The sequence below is a fragment of the Halarcobacter bivalviorum genome, from assembly GCF_003346815.1.
GTDB classification, from domain to species: Bacteria; Campylobacterota; Campylobacteria; order Campylobacterales; family Arcobacteraceae; genus Halarcobacter; species Halarcobacter bivalviorum.
On the sequence record NZ_CP031217.1, the window covers coordinates 1400158 to 1416765 of the forward strand.

The 16608-nt window shown below is 27.5% G+C and carries 19 protein-coding genes; 4 read left to right on the forward strand and 15 right to left on the reverse strand.

Annotated elements, in window-relative coordinates; all coding sequences use genetic code 11:
* Positions 1-75: 75 nt before the first annotated feature.
* The 7 genes from ABIV_RS07115 to soxC all read right to left on the reverse strand — a co-directional run bounded on the left by ABIV_RS07115 (position 76) and on the right by soxC (position 5236).
* Entirely contained in the window at positions 76-516 is a 441-nt protein-coding gene (locus ABIV_RS07115; RefSeq protein ID WP_114839205.1) for a hypothetical protein, read from the reverse strand.
* A gap of 13 nt (positions 517-529) precedes the next feature.
* Positions 530-1468 carry a sulfur oxidation c-type cytochrome SoxA gene (gene soxA / locus ABIV_RS07120; RefSeq protein ID WP_114839206.1) on the reverse strand — a complete coding sequence of 313 codons (939 nt, stop codon included), beginning with the start codon at positions 1466-1468 and terminating at the stop codon, positions 530-532.
* Between the two features lie 42 nt (positions 1469-1510).
* A complete protein-coding gene (gene soxZ, locus ABIV_RS07125) occupies positions 1511-1828 on the reverse strand; it encodes a thiosulfate oxidation carrier complex protein SoxZ (RefSeq protein ID WP_114839207.1) in 318 nt (105 codons plus the stop codon).
* Positions 1829-1896: 68 nt separating this feature from the next.
* The gene (soxY, locus tag ABIV_RS07130; protein WP_114839208.1) at positions 1897-2349 is read right to left on the reverse strand and encodes a thiosulfate oxidation carrier protein SoxY; all 453 of its coding nucleotides are present in this window, start codon (positions 2347-2349) and stop codon (positions 1897-1899) included.
* A 16-nt stretch (positions 2350-2365) separates the two neighbouring features.
* A complete protein-coding gene (soxX, locus tag ABIV_RS07135) occupies positions 2366-2722 on the reverse strand; it encodes a sulfur oxidation c-type cytochrome SoxX (RefSeq protein WP_114839209.1) in 357 nt (118 codons plus the stop codon).
* Between the two features lie 11 nt (positions 2723-2733).
* Entirely contained in the window at positions 2734-3930 is a 1197-nt protein-coding gene (locus tag ABIV_RS07140) for a c-type cytochrome (protein ID WP_114839210.1), read from the reverse strand.
* Positions 3902-5236 carry a sulfite dehydrogenase gene (soxC, locus tag ABIV_RS07145; RefSeq protein ID WP_205526914.1) on the reverse strand — a complete coding sequence of 445 codons (1335 nt, stop codon included), beginning with the start codon at positions 5234-5236 and terminating at the stop codon, positions 3902-3904. The genes ABIV_RS07140 and soxC overlap by 29 nt, the downstream gene beginning before the upstream one ends.
* Positions 5237-5598: 362 nt before the next feature.
* Between soxC and ABIV_RS07150 the strand changes: the two genes are divergently transcribed.
* From ABIV_RS07150 to ABIV_RS07160, 3 genes are read left to right on the forward strand one after another with little or no spacing between them, the layout of a single operon-like run.
* Positions 5599-6819, forward strand: coding sequence for a molybdopterin molybdotransferase MoeA (locus tag ABIV_RS07150; RefSeq protein ID WP_114839211.1), 1221 nt, complete (start codon positions 5599-5601; stop codon positions 6817-6819).
* Entirely contained in the window at positions 6820-7725 is a 906-nt protein-coding gene (locus tag ABIV_RS07155; RefSeq protein ID WP_114839212.1) for a DMT family transporter, read from the forward strand.
* Positions 7718-8611 carry a DMT family transporter gene (locus tag ABIV_RS07160; protein WP_114839213.1) on the forward strand — a complete coding sequence of 298 codons (894 nt, stop codon included), beginning with the start codon at positions 7718-7720 and terminating at the stop codon, positions 8609-8611. The genes ABIV_RS07155 and ABIV_RS07160 overlap by 8 nt, the downstream gene beginning before the upstream one ends.
* Here the strand turns inward: ABIV_RS07160 and ABIV_RS07165 are convergent.
* From ABIV_RS07165 to ABIV_RS07200, 8 genes are all read right to left on the reverse strand, one after another.
* Entirely contained in the window at positions 8597-9955 is a 1359-nt protein-coding gene (locus tag ABIV_RS07165; protein WP_114839214.1) for a DNA recombination protein RmuC, read from the reverse strand. The genes ABIV_RS07160 and ABIV_RS07165 overlap by 15 nt on opposite strands.
* 1 nt (position 9956) lies before the next feature.
* Positions 9957-11201 carry a M48 family metallopeptidase gene (locus ABIV_RS07170; RefSeq protein WP_114839215.1) on the reverse strand — a complete coding sequence of 415 codons (1245 nt, stop codon included), beginning with the start codon at positions 11199-11201 and terminating at the stop codon, positions 9957-9959.
* Between the two features lie 89 nt (positions 11202-11290).
* Positions 11291-12292 carry a GGDEF domain-containing protein gene (locus tag ABIV_RS07175; RefSeq protein WP_114839216.1) on the reverse strand — a complete coding sequence of 334 codons (1002 nt, stop codon included), beginning with the start codon at positions 12290-12292 and terminating at the stop codon, positions 11291-11293.
* A 221-nt stretch (positions 12293-12513) separates the two neighbouring features.
* Complete coding sequence (locus tag ABIV_RS07180) at positions 12514-12876, reverse strand: YbgC/FadM family acyl-CoA thioesterase (protein WP_114839217.1); 363 nt, start codon at positions 12874-12876, stop codon at positions 12514-12516.
* Between the two features lie 41 nt (positions 12877-12917).
* On the reverse strand, positions 12918-14072 hold the full coding sequence (locus tag ABIV_RS07185; RefSeq protein ID WP_114839218.1) for a site-specific integrase: 1155 nt from the start codon (positions 14070-14072) through the stop codon (positions 12918-12920).
* A complete protein-coding gene (locus ABIV_RS07190; RefSeq protein WP_114839219.1) occupies positions 14073-14405 on the reverse strand; it encodes a hypothetical protein in 333 nt (110 codons plus the stop codon).
* Position 14406: 1 nt separating this feature from the next.
* A complete protein-coding gene (locus ABIV_RS07195) occupies positions 14407-15645 on the reverse strand; it encodes a replication endonuclease (RefSeq protein WP_162917989.1) in 1239 nt (412 codons plus the stop codon).
* Positions 15646-15779: 134 nt separating this feature from the next.
* Positions 15780-15983 carry a hypothetical protein gene (locus ABIV_RS07200; protein WP_114839221.1) on the reverse strand — a complete coding sequence of 68 codons (204 nt, stop codon included), beginning with the start codon at positions 15981-15983 and terminating at the stop codon, positions 15780-15782.
* Between the two features lie 310 nt (positions 15984-16293).
* On the opposite strand from ABIV_RS07200, the gene ABIV_RS07205 reads away from it, so the two are divergent.
* Positions 16294-16575 carry a DUF6290 family protein gene (locus ABIV_RS07205; RefSeq protein ID WP_114839222.1) on the forward strand — a complete coding sequence of 94 codons (282 nt, stop codon included), beginning with the start codon at positions 16294-16296 and terminating at the stop codon, positions 16573-16575.
* Positions 16576-16608 lie beyond the last annotated feature (33 nt).

Genomic DNA, 16608 nt, shown 5'->3' on the forward strand with positions numbered 1-16608 from the left:
TAGCTTTTTTTATTTTAAAGAAAAAAAGTCAAGGAATTATCCTTGACTTTTTGTACTATTTTTAATTAGTTTAAATTAGTATTTAAAACCGTCACCTGGAACAGCTGCTCTCCAAGTAGTCTTTGCCTCATAAGCTTGACTTAATGCTGCAATACCAAATTTACAAGCTCTTGTTGCTGCAAATTCAATAGGTAATACAGTTTTAGACTTTTTACCTTTAAAAGTTTTAGGATTAACTTCTTTAGCACCAGATTTAATCCCTTCTTCAACAGCAATAATTAAATCACTATTATTTACTTCTAATCTTCTAAATTCTAATTTATTTTGTTTTGCTGCTTCATTATATAATTTAGCAGTAGCAAGAACTTTTTCAATACCATTTTTTTCAACACTACAAAGAGCTTTTTCATCTACTTTTGCTGCACTTTGAGGAGTTGGTGTATTATTTCCTGTACAAGCTGTAAATACTAATGCAGTAGTAGCTGCAATTGATAAGTTTAATAATAATTTTTTCATAACCATCTCCTACTTACTTTCTAATATCTGGACCATCTATTTTTAGTCCATTACTCATATAAGCCATGAAAAATAGAAGTTCTCTCATTTCTTGAGATTCAGCTTTTGGTGGAACTTGACCTTGATCTTTAACACAACCACCCATTCTTCTTTCTAATGTACCTAAACCATCATTTTTCGCACTTGCAGCTCCCCATTTTAATCTATATACAGGGAAATGTGTTGTTTGACCTAATAATTGAGATAAAGATTCATTTCTAACTCTTAATGCAGCACCTTGTACGTGACACTCTGCACAGTTAAGTTTTAAATAACCTCTTTGAGTATAGTAATACTCTTTTCCTCTTTCATATGCAGCAGCAGCTTCAGCACTTTCAATTTTTACATCAACTGTTTTCTCTTCTTCTTTTGCAGATGAAGCAAAATATGCTTGAACGTGAGCCATCTCTCCTTTAGAAGTATTCCATGCTTTTTCACCATTAGAAGTTCTACATTCATTAATAGCTACAGTTAAACTTATTACTTCTTTTCTTTTTTCATCAAAATAAGGGTATTTAGCACCTGCTTCTACTGGATCAGGGAAACATGTTGCTAAAGAGTTACCATTTGCAAACTTTGTATTATAAAGTTTTTCACCATTTTCTAAGAACTCTTCATATGGAGGAAATTCATTAATCTCTTCATATGATACTTTTCCATTTTTAGAAAACGCATAGTTTCCAATAGAAAAATCTTCAAATTTAAGTCCACTAATAATATTCTCTTTTAATTCTTCATCTGTAGAATAAGGGAAAAAAGTAGCTCTATTTTTTTCTGGATTTTCAAATTTTGCTTCAAAATAATCAATTAAAGCTAATCTATCTTTTTCTGCTTGTGCATTGTATTCTGCTGCATTTAATGTACATAAAGTAAGAGCAGCTAATGCAGTTGTTTTAGCAATTTTTAATAACATACATATCTCCTTGTAAGATTAATCACTCAAAAGAGTGATTAATTATTTAATTTCTGCTTTATCAGCTCTAGTATTACCTTTTAAATCAACCCAAGTGAACTCTAACATATCACCAGCTTTTACACCAATTGCATCTGCATTGAATGAAAACTTCATATAAGGGTTTTTAGATAAAAATTGACTTGAAGATACTTCATATACGATATTACCATTTACTTTTGCTACTGCATAAGTAATAAAATTAGCTTCTTTTTTTGCTCTTTCTGCTTCTTGATAACTTAAGTTTTCGTGGTTAGCAAGAGCTTTAACAGTTACAACACCTTTTTTTAACTTTGCTTTAATTCTAGTTTTTTTAGCCATTATAAATTCCTTTTATATATCTTTTATTTTTTAAATTTTTTATTTCTTTATAATTTAGTTGAACTAAATCAACCACCACAACCACCAATAGTTACTTTTACTTCTTTAGAATCAGAATATAATTTTCCATTCTCTTCAACGATTGCAGTTACATTTCCAGTTTTTGCCATTTTAATTCTTACAGAATAATCAATGATTCCACCTTTTGGAACAGTAAATACTGCAACTAATGTTTCTGGGTTAGCATCTTGTAAAATTGCTACTTTTGAACCTGCTAAATCAGATGAAACTGTTACAGGAATAACTGCACCATTTTCAGCAATATCAGGAGCTTTTAATTTAACTTTACCTTTGATTGTTTGGCTAGTACCAAAAATCTCTTTAATTGCAGGCTCTACTTTATTTGCAGTCCATGCATTTGGTTTTTCTTTTCTAAAATCAATAGCACTTAATGTAGAAGGAGCCATTGATACTGCTAATGCACCTAAACCTAAACCTAAAAAATTTCTTCTATTTATCATCATCTATCCTTTTAATTTATTGAATTGTTTTTAAATAAGCTACTACAGCTTTAATTTGTTCATCACTTAACCAACCTGTTTTACCAAAAGCTGGCATTGAAGTAATTTTAGCATCTCTTGCACTATAAATATCATATACAGTGTTATAAAGAAGCTCATCTGGCCAATACTGTAAACCAGTTAATTTTGGTCCCATACTACCTGGTCCATCAATATTTTTACCATTTACAGCATGACATGCTAAACAATTACCTAAATTTTTTGTATTAAAAATTTTTTCACCTTTTTTAACTAGTTCTGCATCTGCAAAAGAACTAGAAAAAGATAATCCGCATATAGCAGAAGCTATAAATAACTTCTTGATTAATTTCATTGCTTTCTCCTTTATTTACTAGAGTTAATCATATAATCAACTACTTCTTTAAACTCTGCATCTGAAAGATCCATTGCTCCACCTTTTGGAGGCATTGCATTTATACCATTTATTGCATTAGCATAAACAACATCCATCCCTTTAGCAACAACAGCAGACCAAGCTTCTTTGTCACCTAATACTGGTGCACCAATTGCATCATTAGAGTGACAAGCAGCACAAGATGTTTCATATGTAGTTGCAGCTTTAGAATTTGCTGAACCTGATTCTTGAACCTTCCAAGATCTTTCTGTAGAAGCAGGAGGATTAAAATCATTTAATTCATTTTTAATTCTAAGAACTGGTACTTCACCCTTGATACAATCAGTCATACATCTTTCACCCGTACCATAGTTTTTCGGGTCACTTAAGTATGCTTTCATGTTTCTTACACCTTGCTTAGGATCTTCTGGTGTATCAACTTTTGGATAAAAACCATCTTCATTTGGCATTTTAATTTTTAAAAATTTTTCTTTATTTAAAACATATTCTTCATCTAACTCTACACCATCAATTTTAACACCATTTTCCATTAGTAAATATGCAACTAAAGCATATGTTTCACTATTTGTTAATGATTTTGGATGAGGGAAAGGCATTGCATCTTGAATATACCAAAATAGTGTACTAGCAAACGGCCAATATGTTCCAATAACTTTTGTTGGAGGTTCCATTCCAGGTTCTTTGTCTGCTGGATTTAATAACTGGTTAGTTAATGTTTTTGTAGAAGCACTACCTGCTGATAATGCAGGATAACCTTTTCCACCAATACCAAACTCTCCGTGACACATTGCACATTGAGAATCATATAATTCATTTCCTAACTCAACAGAACCTTCTGCTTTTTTAGGATTTCCATCTTCATCTAAAACAATTTTTCCATGTTTCATATCGAATTCTGGTAATCCTGTTCCATCAGGCATTGCATCTTTATCCCATGCAGCAACTTCAGTTTTAGTTGGAGTTCTACCAAAGTTAAATTGTTTAATACCTTGTGTATTTACATGATATTGTGTATATTTCCCATCTTTAACTTCATATTTAACTGCACCATCAACTGCTCTTTCAAATTCTCCGTTTGAAACACATCCAGAGATTAATAAACCTACAGTTACAACACTAGTAGCTAATAAAGATTTTTTAAGCATTGTGTTTTCTAATGTGAACATTATTAACCTCCCCTTTTTCACTAACTTCCCAAGTTACAATTGCATTTCTATGATAAACAGATTCAACACCAACTGCTGAAGTCTCTTGATCAATTGTTGGTTGTACATTTCCTGTATCATCAACAGCTCTACTAGAAAGTAATAAAGGTTTCCCTTCCCACTTCATAATATAAGAGAATCTTGTCCATGATTTTGGTAATACTAATCCTTTAAGATTAGCTTCAACCCAGTTGTCTCCACCATCAAATGAGATGTCAACATTTTTGATTGTACCGTGTCCAGACCAAGCTAAACCTTCGATTTCAATCATATCACCTTTTTTAAGGTGTGTCCAAGGTTTCTCTGGACATGGAGAAGTAATAACAGAGTTAACTTCATTTGGCCAGAAATATCTAATTGCCTTACCATTTTTTTGTAACATTGTATATTTAGAAGTCTCTTCTTTTGCATGCCATGGTTTATCAGAGAATTCTAATCTTTTTAACCATTTAGTATTTAAATTTCCTTCCCAACCAGGAACAAGAAGTCTTAATGGATAACCCTGTTCAGGTCTTAAAGCTTCCCCATTTTGAGCCCAAACTAACATTGCATCATCTAAAGCTTTTTCAACAGGAATAGTTCTTGGATTACCAGCATTATCACTACCTTCTGCTAACATCCAAACTGCATCATCTTCAAGTCCAATATCTTCTAACACAGTTTTTAGCATTACTCCTGTCCATTCAGCAGAACTCATCATACCCTTCATAAATTGAAGATTATTAAATTGAGGCCCTCTCCATCCAGTTGAACCATTTGCAGGACACTCAATGAAGTGAATTCTACTTTCACTTGGATATTTTTTTAATTCATCTAAAGTTAAAACAACTTCTCTTTTAACTTTTCCATGAATCATTAATCTAAACTCTTTAGGGTCAACATGAGCTGTACCACCATGATTTCTAGTAAAGAATAGACCGTTTGGAGTTATAATACCTTGTAACTCATGAATAGGACACATTGAAACAGAAGCATACATATCACCTGAAGATAAAAGATCAGTAGTTCTTCTAATAACATTGTGTTCATAAGGTGAAGGTACTCCATATAAGTTTTTAGTAACCAGATCACCAAGTTTTGTTCCCCATTCAGCTTCATTTACAATAGCCGGATCATCGGCTTTAAGCTTCACAGGTGACAAAACATTAGCTGCAGCAATAGCACCAGCTGAATAAACTGCAGTTTTTCTAAAAAAATCTCTTCTACTTAGTTTCTGCTCAGAACCTTTAGTAAGTGACATTTCAGAATTTTTACTTGACTTCGTCATCATTCCTCCTTGAAAATTAGCTACACACATATAATAACACAAAATTAAGCAAAAATGACAATTAATATTATTTAGAGATTAATTAAATCATTTTATAAGCAAATTAACTTTTTCTTATATGTAATATAACGCCCAATTATATAAGTAAATGTTATATAACTATGGTAAATTATTGCCATTTTTTTGATGTAAGTCAATTATTTTTTGTAAAAATCTATAATTTTATGTGATTTCGTAACAACTTTGTATTATTTGCTATACTTATGCTATAGAAACCATACAAAAATACTCAATAATTTACTAAAAGTTACTTTTTTATCTACTATATGCTACTATTCTTTTTTAAAAAAATGGAGATAAATATGAGAAATTTTATTAATTATGATGACTCTTTAAACATCCTATCTAGTATAGATTTTAAAGGTAAAGCTAAGGAAAAGCTTTTTTTAACAAATTCTATAGGAAGGACGCTAGCTAGGGATATTATAGCGAATGACCATTCACCAAAATACAAAACTTCAGGGATGGATGGATATGCAATCAAAGCTGAAGATCAAAACTTGAAAAAACTAACAATTATAGATAAAAATCCAGCTGGAGAAGTTGTAGAATCTAAAGTTACAACTGGAGTATGTATTAAAACTTTTACAGGTTCTTTAATGCCAGAAGGAAGTGATACTTTAATACCAATTGAGAATGTAACTGTAGAAGATGATAAAATTATTATTAATAAAGAAGTACCTTTTAAATTTGCAGTTAGAGATATTGGTGAGAATTATAAGAAAGATGAAATTCTTATAAAAAAAGGAACTAAAATTGGATTTGCAGAGATTGGAGTATTAGCTTCATTAAATATATCTCAAGTTGAAGTTTATGCTAAACCTATTGTTTCTATTGCAAGTACTGGAAGTGAAATTCTTGATTTAGGTGAAGAACAAGAAAATGATGCACAAATTAGAAGTTCAAACCATCTAACAGTTGAAGCCTTAGCTAAAACAGCAGGAGCACAAACAATACAAATGGGTGTTGTAAAAGATGATATGGATTCAATAACTGAACTATTACAAAGTGCTTTAGAAAAGTCTGATATTATTGTAACTACTGGTGGTGTATCTGTAGGAGATTATGATTTTGTTCAAGATGTAGTAAAAGAGAAGATTGGTGCAGAGGTTTTATTTCATGGTGTTAAGATTAAACCAGGAATGCATATCTTAGTAGCAAAGAAAGATAATAAACTAATTATTTCACTTCCTGGTTTTGCTTACTCATCTACTGTATGTGCTATTTTATATCTATTACCTATGATTTATAAGTTTGAGAACTCAGAAAAAAAACTTCCTATTGTAAAAGCTGAAATAACTGAAAACTTCCCTCAAAAAATGGCAAAAACAATTTTTACAGCTTGTAATGTATTTTATGAAGATGGAAAATATAAAATTGACTTCTCTGGAAAAAAACAAGGAACAAGTGCTATTTTAACTAATATGTTAGGTTCACCTGCTCTTTTAATCCAAAAAGAAAATGGAACTGATTTAAAACAAGGTGACATGGTAGATATATTACTACTTAATGAGTTAAACTAAATGATAAGCACACAACGGGTTTATATCCTATTAGCACTTTGTGTGCTTTTTTGGTCTGGAAATTTCATTATTGGAAGATATGTAAATGAAGATATTGAGGCAATAGAGTTATCTTTTTTTAGATGGCTTTTTACTCTTGTATTTTTATTACCTACTCTTTTATATATAGATATAAAAAAAACTCTTAGTGCAATAAAAAACAATTTTCTTATTCTTATAATACTCTCTTTTTTAGGTATTACACTATTTAATACAATTGTTTATTTAGCATTAAAAACAACAACAGCAACAAATGCTTTATTAATAAACTCTATTACACCTATTTTAATACTTATTTTATCTTACTTTATTCTAAAAGCAAAGATTTCAAAACTCCAAATAACAGGAATTACTCTTTCTACTATTGGAGTAATATTTTTAGTATTAAAAGGTGATTTTACAAATCTTCTATTTATAAAGTTTCAAGATGGAGATTTATGGATTTTAGTTAGTTCTTTAACTTGGGCAATTTATTCTGTATTATTGAAATTCAAACCAAAAGAGTTATCACATTTAGAACTTTTTGTAAGTTTAGTATTTTTAGGTTTTATTTTAATACTTCCTTTCTATTTTTATCAAGGATATACAATTGATAGAGAAATAACATTAATAAAAGAGCAATGGCATATCTTTTTATATGTATCAATATTTCCTTCTATTCTATCTTTTTATTTTTGGCATATTGGTGTTGACACAATAAGTGCTGCAAAAACTGGGCAATTTGCTCATTTAATGCCTCTATTTGGTTCAATCTTAGCTTTCATTTTTTTAAATGAAAGATTAGACTCATATCATATTGCAGGTGCAGTTATGATAGCTTTAGGTATATACCTTAGTCTTTTTTTAAAAAAGAAAATAAATGAATAAAAACCTTTTTTATCCCCTAATGATTTTATCTATGATTTTTTGGGGTGGTTCATGGATTAATACAAAATATTTAACACTATATATAGACCAGTATGAGATTGTATTTTTAAGGGTATTTTTCTCTGCTTTATTTATGTTACCTCTATTACTATTTTTAAGAGTTGATTTTAAAATAGATTTAAAAACCTCAGTACTGGTTCTTTTAGCTTCTGGTGTAATGATTTTATATTCAATATCTCTATTTTTTGGTGTAAACTATGGAACAGCAGGTTTAGGTGGAGCATTAGTAACTACCTTGATTCCTATCAATACTTTTGTGATACTTGCATTTTTACATAAAAAAACTATCTCTTTAAAACACTCTTTTGCTCTTATTTTAGGAGGCTTTGGAGTTTTAACTATGTTAAATATTTGGTATTTTGATATAGAGCAAGTTTTTTCAAAACATAATATATATTTTTTAATAGCTTCTATTCTTTGGCCTATTCTTACAATTATTACTGCTAAAGCTATAAGAACTACACCTATTATCTTTAACTTTTATATCTATATCTTTTGTTCAATAATAAGTGCTTTTACTATTGATTTTAAAGATGTAGTTAGAGTTTTAGATTATGATTATGTTTTTTGGATTAATATCTTTTGTCTTACAGCTTTAAGTAGTGCTTTTGCCACAACTACATATTTTATTGGTTCTGAAAAATTAGGAGTTAAAAAAGTTAGTTCATTTATCTTTTTAGTTCCAAGTTCAGCACTTATCTTAAGTGCTATCTTCTTAGATGAAAAAATAAGTTTTAACACCCTACTTGGAACTATTTGTACGATAGTTGCAATTTATATTTTAAATGATATAAAAATAAAAAAGAGAAGATTACTCACCCAATAATTTTTGGGTGTCAATCTTTTTCTTAGCTTTTACACCAAGCTCAATAAACTCTTCACTTCTTCTTAGAAGATTTCCTTTTCCAAGGCTTAGTTTTTTCATAGCTTCATCATAAGATTTTTGAGTTCTATTTAAATGAGTCCCTATACTCTCAATATCTGTAACAAAACTAGCAAACTTATCATATAAATCAGCTGCTTTTTTAGAGATTAAAAGAGCATTCTCATTTTGATGTTCATATCTCCAGATATTTTCTATTGTTCTTAATGTTGCAAAAAGTGTTGAAGGAGAAACAAGCATGATATTATTTTCAAAAGCAGTTTTAAATAGATTATTATCCTTTGAAGCAGCAAGCATAAAAGCTCCTTCAATAGGAATAAACATAATTACAAAATCTAAAGTCTTAACCTCTTCTATATTTTCATAACTTTTAGCACTTAAGCCTTTAATATGAGTATATAAAGATTTAATAAGCTCTTTACTTGCATTTTCTCTTTGAGTATCATCTTGAGCTTCTGTATAACTTACATATGAAGTTAAAGATACTTTTGAGTCAATAACAATATCTTTATTTTGAGGAAGGTGTACTATTACATCAGGTCTTAATCTTTTACCATTTTCATCGGTATAAGAGCCTTGTGTAGAGTATTCTACTCCTTCTCTAAGTCCAGTTTGCTCTAAAATCTTAGAAAGAATAAGTTCTCCCCAATCTCCTTGAGTTTTATTCTCACCTTTTAAGGCTTTTGTTAAATTTAATGCATCTTGTGAGATTTGATTATTTAACTCTTTTAAGTTTTTAATCTCTGAAAGAAGATTTACTCTTTGTTTAGTCTCTTCATTATGAATATCATTTACTCTCTTTCCAAAACTATTTAATTGGTCTTTGAAAGGTGTAAGTAGTTGGTTTAGATTTGTTGAAGATTTTTTATTGTTCTCTTCAAAAAGTTTATTTGCAAGATTTTCAAACTCTACTTTTAATCTATCTTTTGAGGTCTCTAAAAGTTCTATTTTTTCTTTTAAACTATCCTCTTTTATTCTAAATTCATTCTCATATTGCTCTTTTTTATCTTGAATTAGATTCTCTAAAGACTCTATCTTTGTCTCATAAGACTTTCTCTCTAACAAAATTTTTTCTTGAGAACTTTTTTCTATATTTAAAATACTCTCTTCTAAGTTTCTAATATTCTCTTTTAGACTTGCAATAAGATTTTCATAAGAGTCTTTAACCAATTGCAACTCTTTTGTAGTAAGGTCTATTTTCTGTTTTAAAATAAACCATACCACTAAAGAAGCCAGTAATACTCCAACTACAAAACTTAAGCTTGAGATTAAAATTAAGTTTTCCATACTACTTATTAAATACGCTATCTTTTAATGCTTCTGCACTATTTTCATGTACATCATAACCTAGCTCTTTAAATCTTTCAACTAAAGGTGGATGAGAGTAATAAAAGAAAATATACAGAGGATGAGAAAGAGGAAAAGATTTATTTTCATTTGCTAATTTTAATAAAGCACTCACTAAATCTTTTTTAGATGACAAGTTTGAACCAAACTCATCAGCTGCATACTCATTATGTCTACTAATTAAAGAGATTAAAGGCATTAAGAAAAATGATAAAATAGGAGAAAAGATTAAAAACAGAGCAATAATAGCGTATGGCTCATTGTTAATTGATAAGCCTAAAAATATCTCTTCACTTAAATTTCCAAAAATAGCAAAAAATACAAACATAACAACACCCATAATACCAATATTTTTTAAGATATCTCCATTTTTAAAGTGTCCTAATTCATGTCCAAGTACGGCTAATAATTCATCATGGCTTAACTTTTCAACTAAAGTATCAAACAATACAACTCTTTTTGTACTTCCTAAACCACCAAAATAAGCATTTAATCTATTATCTCTTTTACTAGCATCTACAGAAAAAACACCTGAGCTTTTAAAACCTACTTGGTCTAAAAGATTTTCAATTTTTGCTTCTAACTCTTTATCTTTTAAAGATTCAAATTTATCAAACATCTTATCTCTAATAACAGGATAAAGCATATTTATTAAAATAATTACAGCAAAAATAAATACAAATCCCCAAACCCACCAAGTTTGAAAACTATTTATAATCCAAGAAATAGCTGCAATTACAGCAGAACCAAAAATTAAAAATAGAACTCCTGATTTAAGAGTGTCTTTTATAAAAAGTGCTGGTGTCATATTTGAAAATCCATACTTTTTATCTAGTTTAAAAGTTGAATATAAATCAAAAGGTAAACCTAAAATCCAATTTATAATAATAAATAAATCTACAAAAATAATTGCTTTTAACCAATAAGATTGAGTTGTAATTAATGAGTCTAAAGAAGAAAGTCCAAAACCAATCCAAAAAACAAATAATACAAAACTATAAAAAGCTGAAGCCATAGCTACTTTTTCTTTCTCAATTGAATAATTTGCAGCTTCTATATATTTTGAATTTTCTAAAATAATCGGTTCTAATGCTTTAGCTTTATTTACATAACCAATTTGCATAATTGAAGTATAAATTGTAAAGAAAAAATAAAGACAATAACCAATAACAAAAATTTCTAACACTAAAATATCCTTTTAAATAAAATTAATTTTCAAAAGAGATATTTTATCCTTTTTGAGCTTGTTATAAATTAAAGGTTTATATAGTTTTATTATTTAGTCTTAGCCTCATGAAGAATTACTTTATTTCTTCCTTTTCTTTTAGCATCATAAAGAGCTAAATCTGCTTTATGTAAAATTGCATCTAAATCAGGGTCTGTACCTTCTAAAATTGCAACACCCACACTGATAGTAAAATGTACTTTTTCTTCTTTTGTAGTCAAATAATCTAAAGTTTCTATCTCTTTTCTTATATTTTCTGCAACTTTTAATGCACCTCTTTGAGAAGTATTAGGTAAAACAGCTGCAAACTCTTCTCCTCCTAATCTTCCAAAAATATCTGAAGCTCTAAGAATGTCTTGTATTTTTTGTGCAACAAGCTTAATAATATCGTCCCCTACTGCATGTCCATAAATATCATTTATCATTTTAAACTTATCAATATCCATCATAAGAACAGCTAAACTTTTATTTTCTCTTCTGTTATATCGAATCATAGGAGATGTAGACTCATAAAAACTTCTTCTATTATTAACCCCAGTTAAAGAATCTGTAGTTGCTAAGATTTCAAGTTTTACATTAATATCATTTAGTTCTCTAGTTCTTTTTTCAACAGCACTTTCTAATACTCTTTGATAATCTTTTAATCTTCTTTCTTGAGCATTTAATTTAATAGCTTCTAAAATGATTAATTCAAAATCAATCTTATTTAATCTTCTTGGTAAAACTTGATATAAAGAGGCATCATTTATAATAGAACTAAGGGATTTTACATCTACAATATCTTCAAAAACAATATTCTTTGTATTGGGAGAATTTTTATAAAGTTCAGTAATAAATTTTTCTGGCTTTATTGTAGAAGTATTATTACCTACAATAGTGATTAAAATCTCATTTTTAGAAATAATATAATTATAACAACCTATAAGTGCTTGCTCTGCACTAATATAACTTTCAACTATATAATCAGAATCTACAATACGAGAAATTTTGTTATAAAGTTCATCTAATAATTCAACATCACTTTCAACACAAGCAATAATATATTTACCCATTTTAAGACTTTTTAAATAGAAATTAAGAAAAAATCTTAACTAAATTTAAGTTTAATAAAAATTAATTGTATAATTTATTACAGTAAATATAAGTATACAAAAGTTGTTTTGTATACTTATTAATACTATTTATAGTTATCCATTAAAATATTGATAAAATTATATTTTTTTAAATAAGTTTTTAAATACCAAAATTAAGGGTTTTTTAAATTTTAATAAAATTATGCAAAAATTTCTAAAATTTCTTTTGGAATTTTTGTAGGTTTATAATCTTTTAAATAAGCTAATTTTACTTTTGCAGTAAAAATAAGTTCTTCTCTTCTAAAGATTTCATGAAAGATTTCTAATGAAGCACTCTTTTTAGAAATCACTTTTGAAGTCACTTCTAATTCATCAGCAAAAGTTGCTGATTTAATATAATCTGCTTCTACTTTTTTTACTACAAAAAACTCATTATTATTATGCGGAGATAAACCTTTTTCAAAAAATATATTGCTTCTTGCTCTCTCACAAAACTTTAAATAGTTTGCATAGTAAACTACACCACCGATATCTGTATCTTCATAATACACTCTTATCTTCACTCTGTATCTCCCTATTTATAGAACTTTTTAATTAACAAAAATCAAATAATGCCCATAATCGTGCCTATTTTATTTAATTTTGTAAACCTTGTATCATCATCTTCTTTTATATATTTTGCATAAATTTTTAATGTAATAGATAAGTCTTTATGACCTAACATTTTTGATACCCAAAGGATATCTATACCATTTTGAATATTTGATATCATATAACTTGCAAAAGTATGCCTAAGATTATATATAGTTCTTTCTTTGATATTAATTTCTTTCAAAAGCTCTTTAAACCTAAGATTTAATATATCGTGAGAATAAAAAGGCTTTTTAAAATGAGATATAAATAAATTATCATATTGACCAGTTAAATTATATAAATCTTTTAATAAAGTTTCTGTTTGTGGTAGCATATCAATATATCTAACACTTGATTGTGTTTTAACATCCCCTACTTTACCTTGAACAGTAGTTTTTTCAACTGCTATTTTCTTCTTCTCAAAATCTATATCTTTCCAAGTTAAAGATATTAACTCCCCTGGTCTAATACCAGTTAAAAACATAAAAAGTATTACATAATACAAATTACCTCTTGCATTAGATAATATTTCTTTAATTTCTTTTATTGAAAAAGGATTTACAGTATCACTCTCTTTTTCTACAAGTAGCTTAATTTTCTTTTTGATTACTAAAGGAGATTTAACCCTAGTTAGAGGATTAAATTTTATTAAATCATTTTGCAATGCTTTTTCAAAGATTGAGAAAAAGACAGAACGGTACTTATTAACAGATTGAGGTTTATACTTCTTTAATAGAGATAATTGCCATTGCTCTAATTCTATTGGTGTAATATCTTTTAAAATTTTATTACCAAAGAATGGTTTTATTTTATTCTCATAATTTGCTTTAGATCTTTTATATACATGATCTCTTACTGTTCCTCTATAAACATTAAAATATTCAACCGAAAAATCCTTAACTAATAAATCTTTTTCAAAGTATTTTATTTGAGAATTTCCAGTTAATGCAATTACTATTTCAGGAATTATTTTAGATTTTATATGCTTTAAATTCTTTTCATTAACTTTTAAATTAGTACTTCTTCTAATTCTTTTTTTATTAAAATAGAAATCTAACCACCAATAACTATTTATAGATCTTATAGTGATTTTTAAATCACCATATAATACTTTTACAGAATTCATTTAAAGAATACCTTTCAATATTTTAGAAGAAGTTTCACTAAGAATAATTTTCTCTTCTTTCTGTTCTATAATTTTAATCTTATGATTTGGATTCTTTTTAAATTCTAATATTGCTGATGGTATAAACTCTACTCTTTGATTTTCATTTATAAAATAATGTTTATTTTCAATAAATGTTTCATTTTTAATATAGTTGTCTATTGTTTTCTCACTTTTGTTTAAAAACTTAGAAACAGCCTTTTTAGTATTCAAAGAAGTAATCGAAATTTGTAAAAGTTCAATCACATTAGATAACTGATTTTCTAAAACATCTAATTTTGCTTCAATTGTCATGTTACACTCCATATTCATTAAGTGAAATTAATTCATCACACTTAATTTCATTAGTTTTATTATCAAAATATTTGAAATCTCTATAGATTAATTCATTATTCAATAAACCATAATAATTAGTATCCATAGTTTCATAATCAAGGTTATTAATATCTTCTACTATTTGATGTGTAGTTCTTTGATTAATTGGGATAATTGGCTCAAATAGTTTTAATTTTCCATCAGGTAACTGTATATATTGCTCTCCATCAATAAAAAGTAAAGGAGTTGTTTTTTTCTTTTCATATTTTAATTTAATAGTTTTATTTTCTTCTTCGACAGTTACTGTTTTTTTAGTATATATTTCTCCATATGTATTACAAATAGAGACAACTTTTTTAGTGACAATATCCTCAAATACGGAAATCTCTCTATTTTTATACATATATGTTAATTCTAGTAAGCTATATTGTCCATTTAGCTTTCTATAAATTTCAAGACTTATAAGAGTTTTAGAAGTATAAAATCTAGTAATTCTATTATGGATATACCATAAAGAAAGGTCGGTTATATCATCAGGATTAGCTCTTAAATCATCAAATGTTTTTAAAATATATTTCATAAGATATGCAACTGGATTTTGAATATCTATTTGAAAATCTGTTCTTTGATTTGGGTAATTGTCATTAAAGTACTTAGTAATCTTTTGGTGTGTAATTTCTAACTTATCAGCTGGTACAAATAAAGAAAAATGTAAATGTGGTGTACCATCTTTATGTGGCTCATAAACTCTAAAATAGCACTTATCATCTTTTGATATATCAGTTTTTAGAAAATGAGAATCTAAAAGCTTTTTAAATATCTTTGATAACTCTTTTTTTCCTCCATTTGGAGAATATTTTTTATAATCTAATTGGTCACACTTTCTACTATAAGGGCAATATGTAGTTTCAAATTCATTTAAAAGATGTTTATTTCTATATTTAGGGTTTTTTCTATTATTACCAATTAATCTATGATACTCTGTTGGTAAAGTAATAGTTCCAAAAATTGGTTTTAAATTATGATTATCTGCATACTGTTTTAATGAGTAAACTCTTTGATTTACTTCTGCTATATATTTTGTAGTATTATGATAAGCATTTTTTATTACATCAGCCATTTTTATTACATCATTCCCTACTGTAAAGTAGTTCTTTTCAAAAAACTCTTTTTGTTTTTTAATTTTATTAAGAGCTATTTTTCTTGTTTCTTTTGTCATACCATACATAAGACCCCTTTTTTAGGTTATGCCGAAAGTTTTTAATAAATAGACAAGGAATATGAAAAATGCCTCCGCATTTTTCATATTCTTTTCTATTTCTATGCTTCGCAATAAAAAATACATTAAGAAATCTACTTCTTTGAAGAACTTATACATTCAAGGTTTTCTATATCTACATTAAATGTATTACTTAAAACCATACAAATTAAATTATAATCTTTTAAATCAAGAGAACCAAAAGCATTAAGAGAGATTAAAAGCCGTACTAATTGGGCTAACTTCTCATTAATTTCAATTTGAGTGTAGAGTTTAAAGTTATTATTTACTTTTTTCATTTCTTTTACCTTTTTATCTGTTTAAGGGGAAAATCTACTTTTAATCATAGATTCACTTTAATTGCAACCCGCAACAACAATACTTAGGCTTAATTTTGCATACGCACTTACTCAAGAAATATCTGGTATAAATAAGCCCTACTCTGACCGTTGTTTATTCTTTTAAAAAAGAATCAAAACTTTTATGATAAAATACAAACAAGGATTTGTTAATACAAATTTATTACATTTTTGTATTAACATTTAACTATTTTGTATATACAAATTTTACAAGTAAATAATTTAATTATTACTTAATTATTGGAGATTTATGTCTAAAAAAGTAAATAAAACTAAAAATATAATTATTAGAGTAACAGAAGACGAAGAAAAACTAATATCTAATTTAGCAGCACAATTAAATATTAGTAAATCTAAATTAATAAGAAATCTTGTTTTAGGAAATATTGATGATGTATTCAACTATGTAAATATGAGATATCTTCCAATTTTCAATGATTTACTTTTTATTGAAAATCCTTCACTTGAAGAAGAAGTAGAAAGATTAAAAAAGATAGAAAAACTTATTTATGATATTAGAGAAAAAAAGTAAAGAGTAATAGATTACTTTCTATTATTCTTTACT

Bases quoted from the DNA above. Each gene is read 5' to 3' on its own strand.
- ABIV_RS07115 (WP_114839205.1), bottom strand. From the start codon at position 516: ATGAAAAAATTATTATTAAACTTATCAATTGCAGCTACTACTGCATTA.
- soxA (WP_114839206.1), bottom strand. From the start codon at position 1,468: ATGTTATTAAAAATTGCTAAAACAACTGCATTAGCTGCTCTTACTTTA.
- soxZ (WP_114839207.1), bottom strand. From the start codon at position 1,828: ATGGCTAAAAAAACTAGAATTAAAGCAAAGTTAAAAAAAGGTGTTGTA.
- soxY (WP_114839208.1), bottom strand. From the start codon at position 2,349: ATGATAAATAGAAGAAATTTTTTAGGTTTAGGTTTAGGTGCATTAGCA.
- soxX (WP_114839209.1), bottom strand. From the start codon at position 2,722: ATGAAATTAATCAAGAAGTTATTTATAGCTTCTGCTATATGCGGATTA.
- ABIV_RS07140 (WP_114839210.1), bottom strand. From the start codon at position 3,930: ATGTTCACATTAGAAAACACAATGCTTAAAAAATCTTTATTAGCTACT.
- soxC (WP_205526914.1), bottom strand. From the start codon at position 5,236: ATGACGAAGTCAAGTAAAAATTCTGAAATGTCACTTACTAAAGGTTCT.
- ABIV_RS07150 (WP_114839211.1), top strand. From the start codon at position 5,599: ATGAGAAATTTTATTAATTATGATGACTCTTTAAACATCCTATCTAGT.
- ABIV_RS07155 (WP_114839212.1), top strand. From the start codon at position 6,820: ATGATAAGCACACAACGGGTTTATATCCTATTAGCACTTTGTGTGCTT.
- ABIV_RS07160 (WP_114839213.1), top strand. From the start codon at position 7,718: ATGAATAAAAACCTTTTTTATCCCCTAATGATTTTATCTATGATTTTT.
- ABIV_RS07165 (WP_114839214.1), bottom strand. From the start codon at position 9,955: ATGGAAAACTTAATTTTAATCTCAAGCTTAAGTTTTGTAGTTGGAGTA.
- ABIV_RS07175 (WP_114839216.1), bottom strand. From the start codon at position 12,292: ATGGGTAAATATATTATTGCTTGTGTTGAAAGTGATGTTGAATTATTA.
- ABIV_RS07185 (WP_114839218.1), bottom strand. From the start codon at position 14,072: ATGAATTCTGTAAAAGTATTATATGGTGATTTAAAAATCACTATAAGA.
- ABIV_RS07190 (WP_114839219.1), bottom strand. From the start codon at position 14,405: ATGACAATTGAAGCAAAATTAGATGTTTTAGAAAATCAGTTATCTAAT.
- ABIV_RS07195 (WP_162917989.1), bottom strand. From the start codon at position 15,645: ATGACAAAAGAAACAAGAAAAATAGCTCTTAATAAAATTAAAAAACAA.
- ABIV_RS07200 (WP_114839221.1), bottom strand. From the start codon at position 15,983: ATGAAAAAAGTAAATAATAACTTTAAACTCTACACTCAAATTGAAATT.
- ABIV_RS07205 (WP_114839222.1), top strand. From the start codon at position 16,294: ATGTCTAAAAAAGTAAATAAAACTAAAAATATAATTATTAGAGTAACA.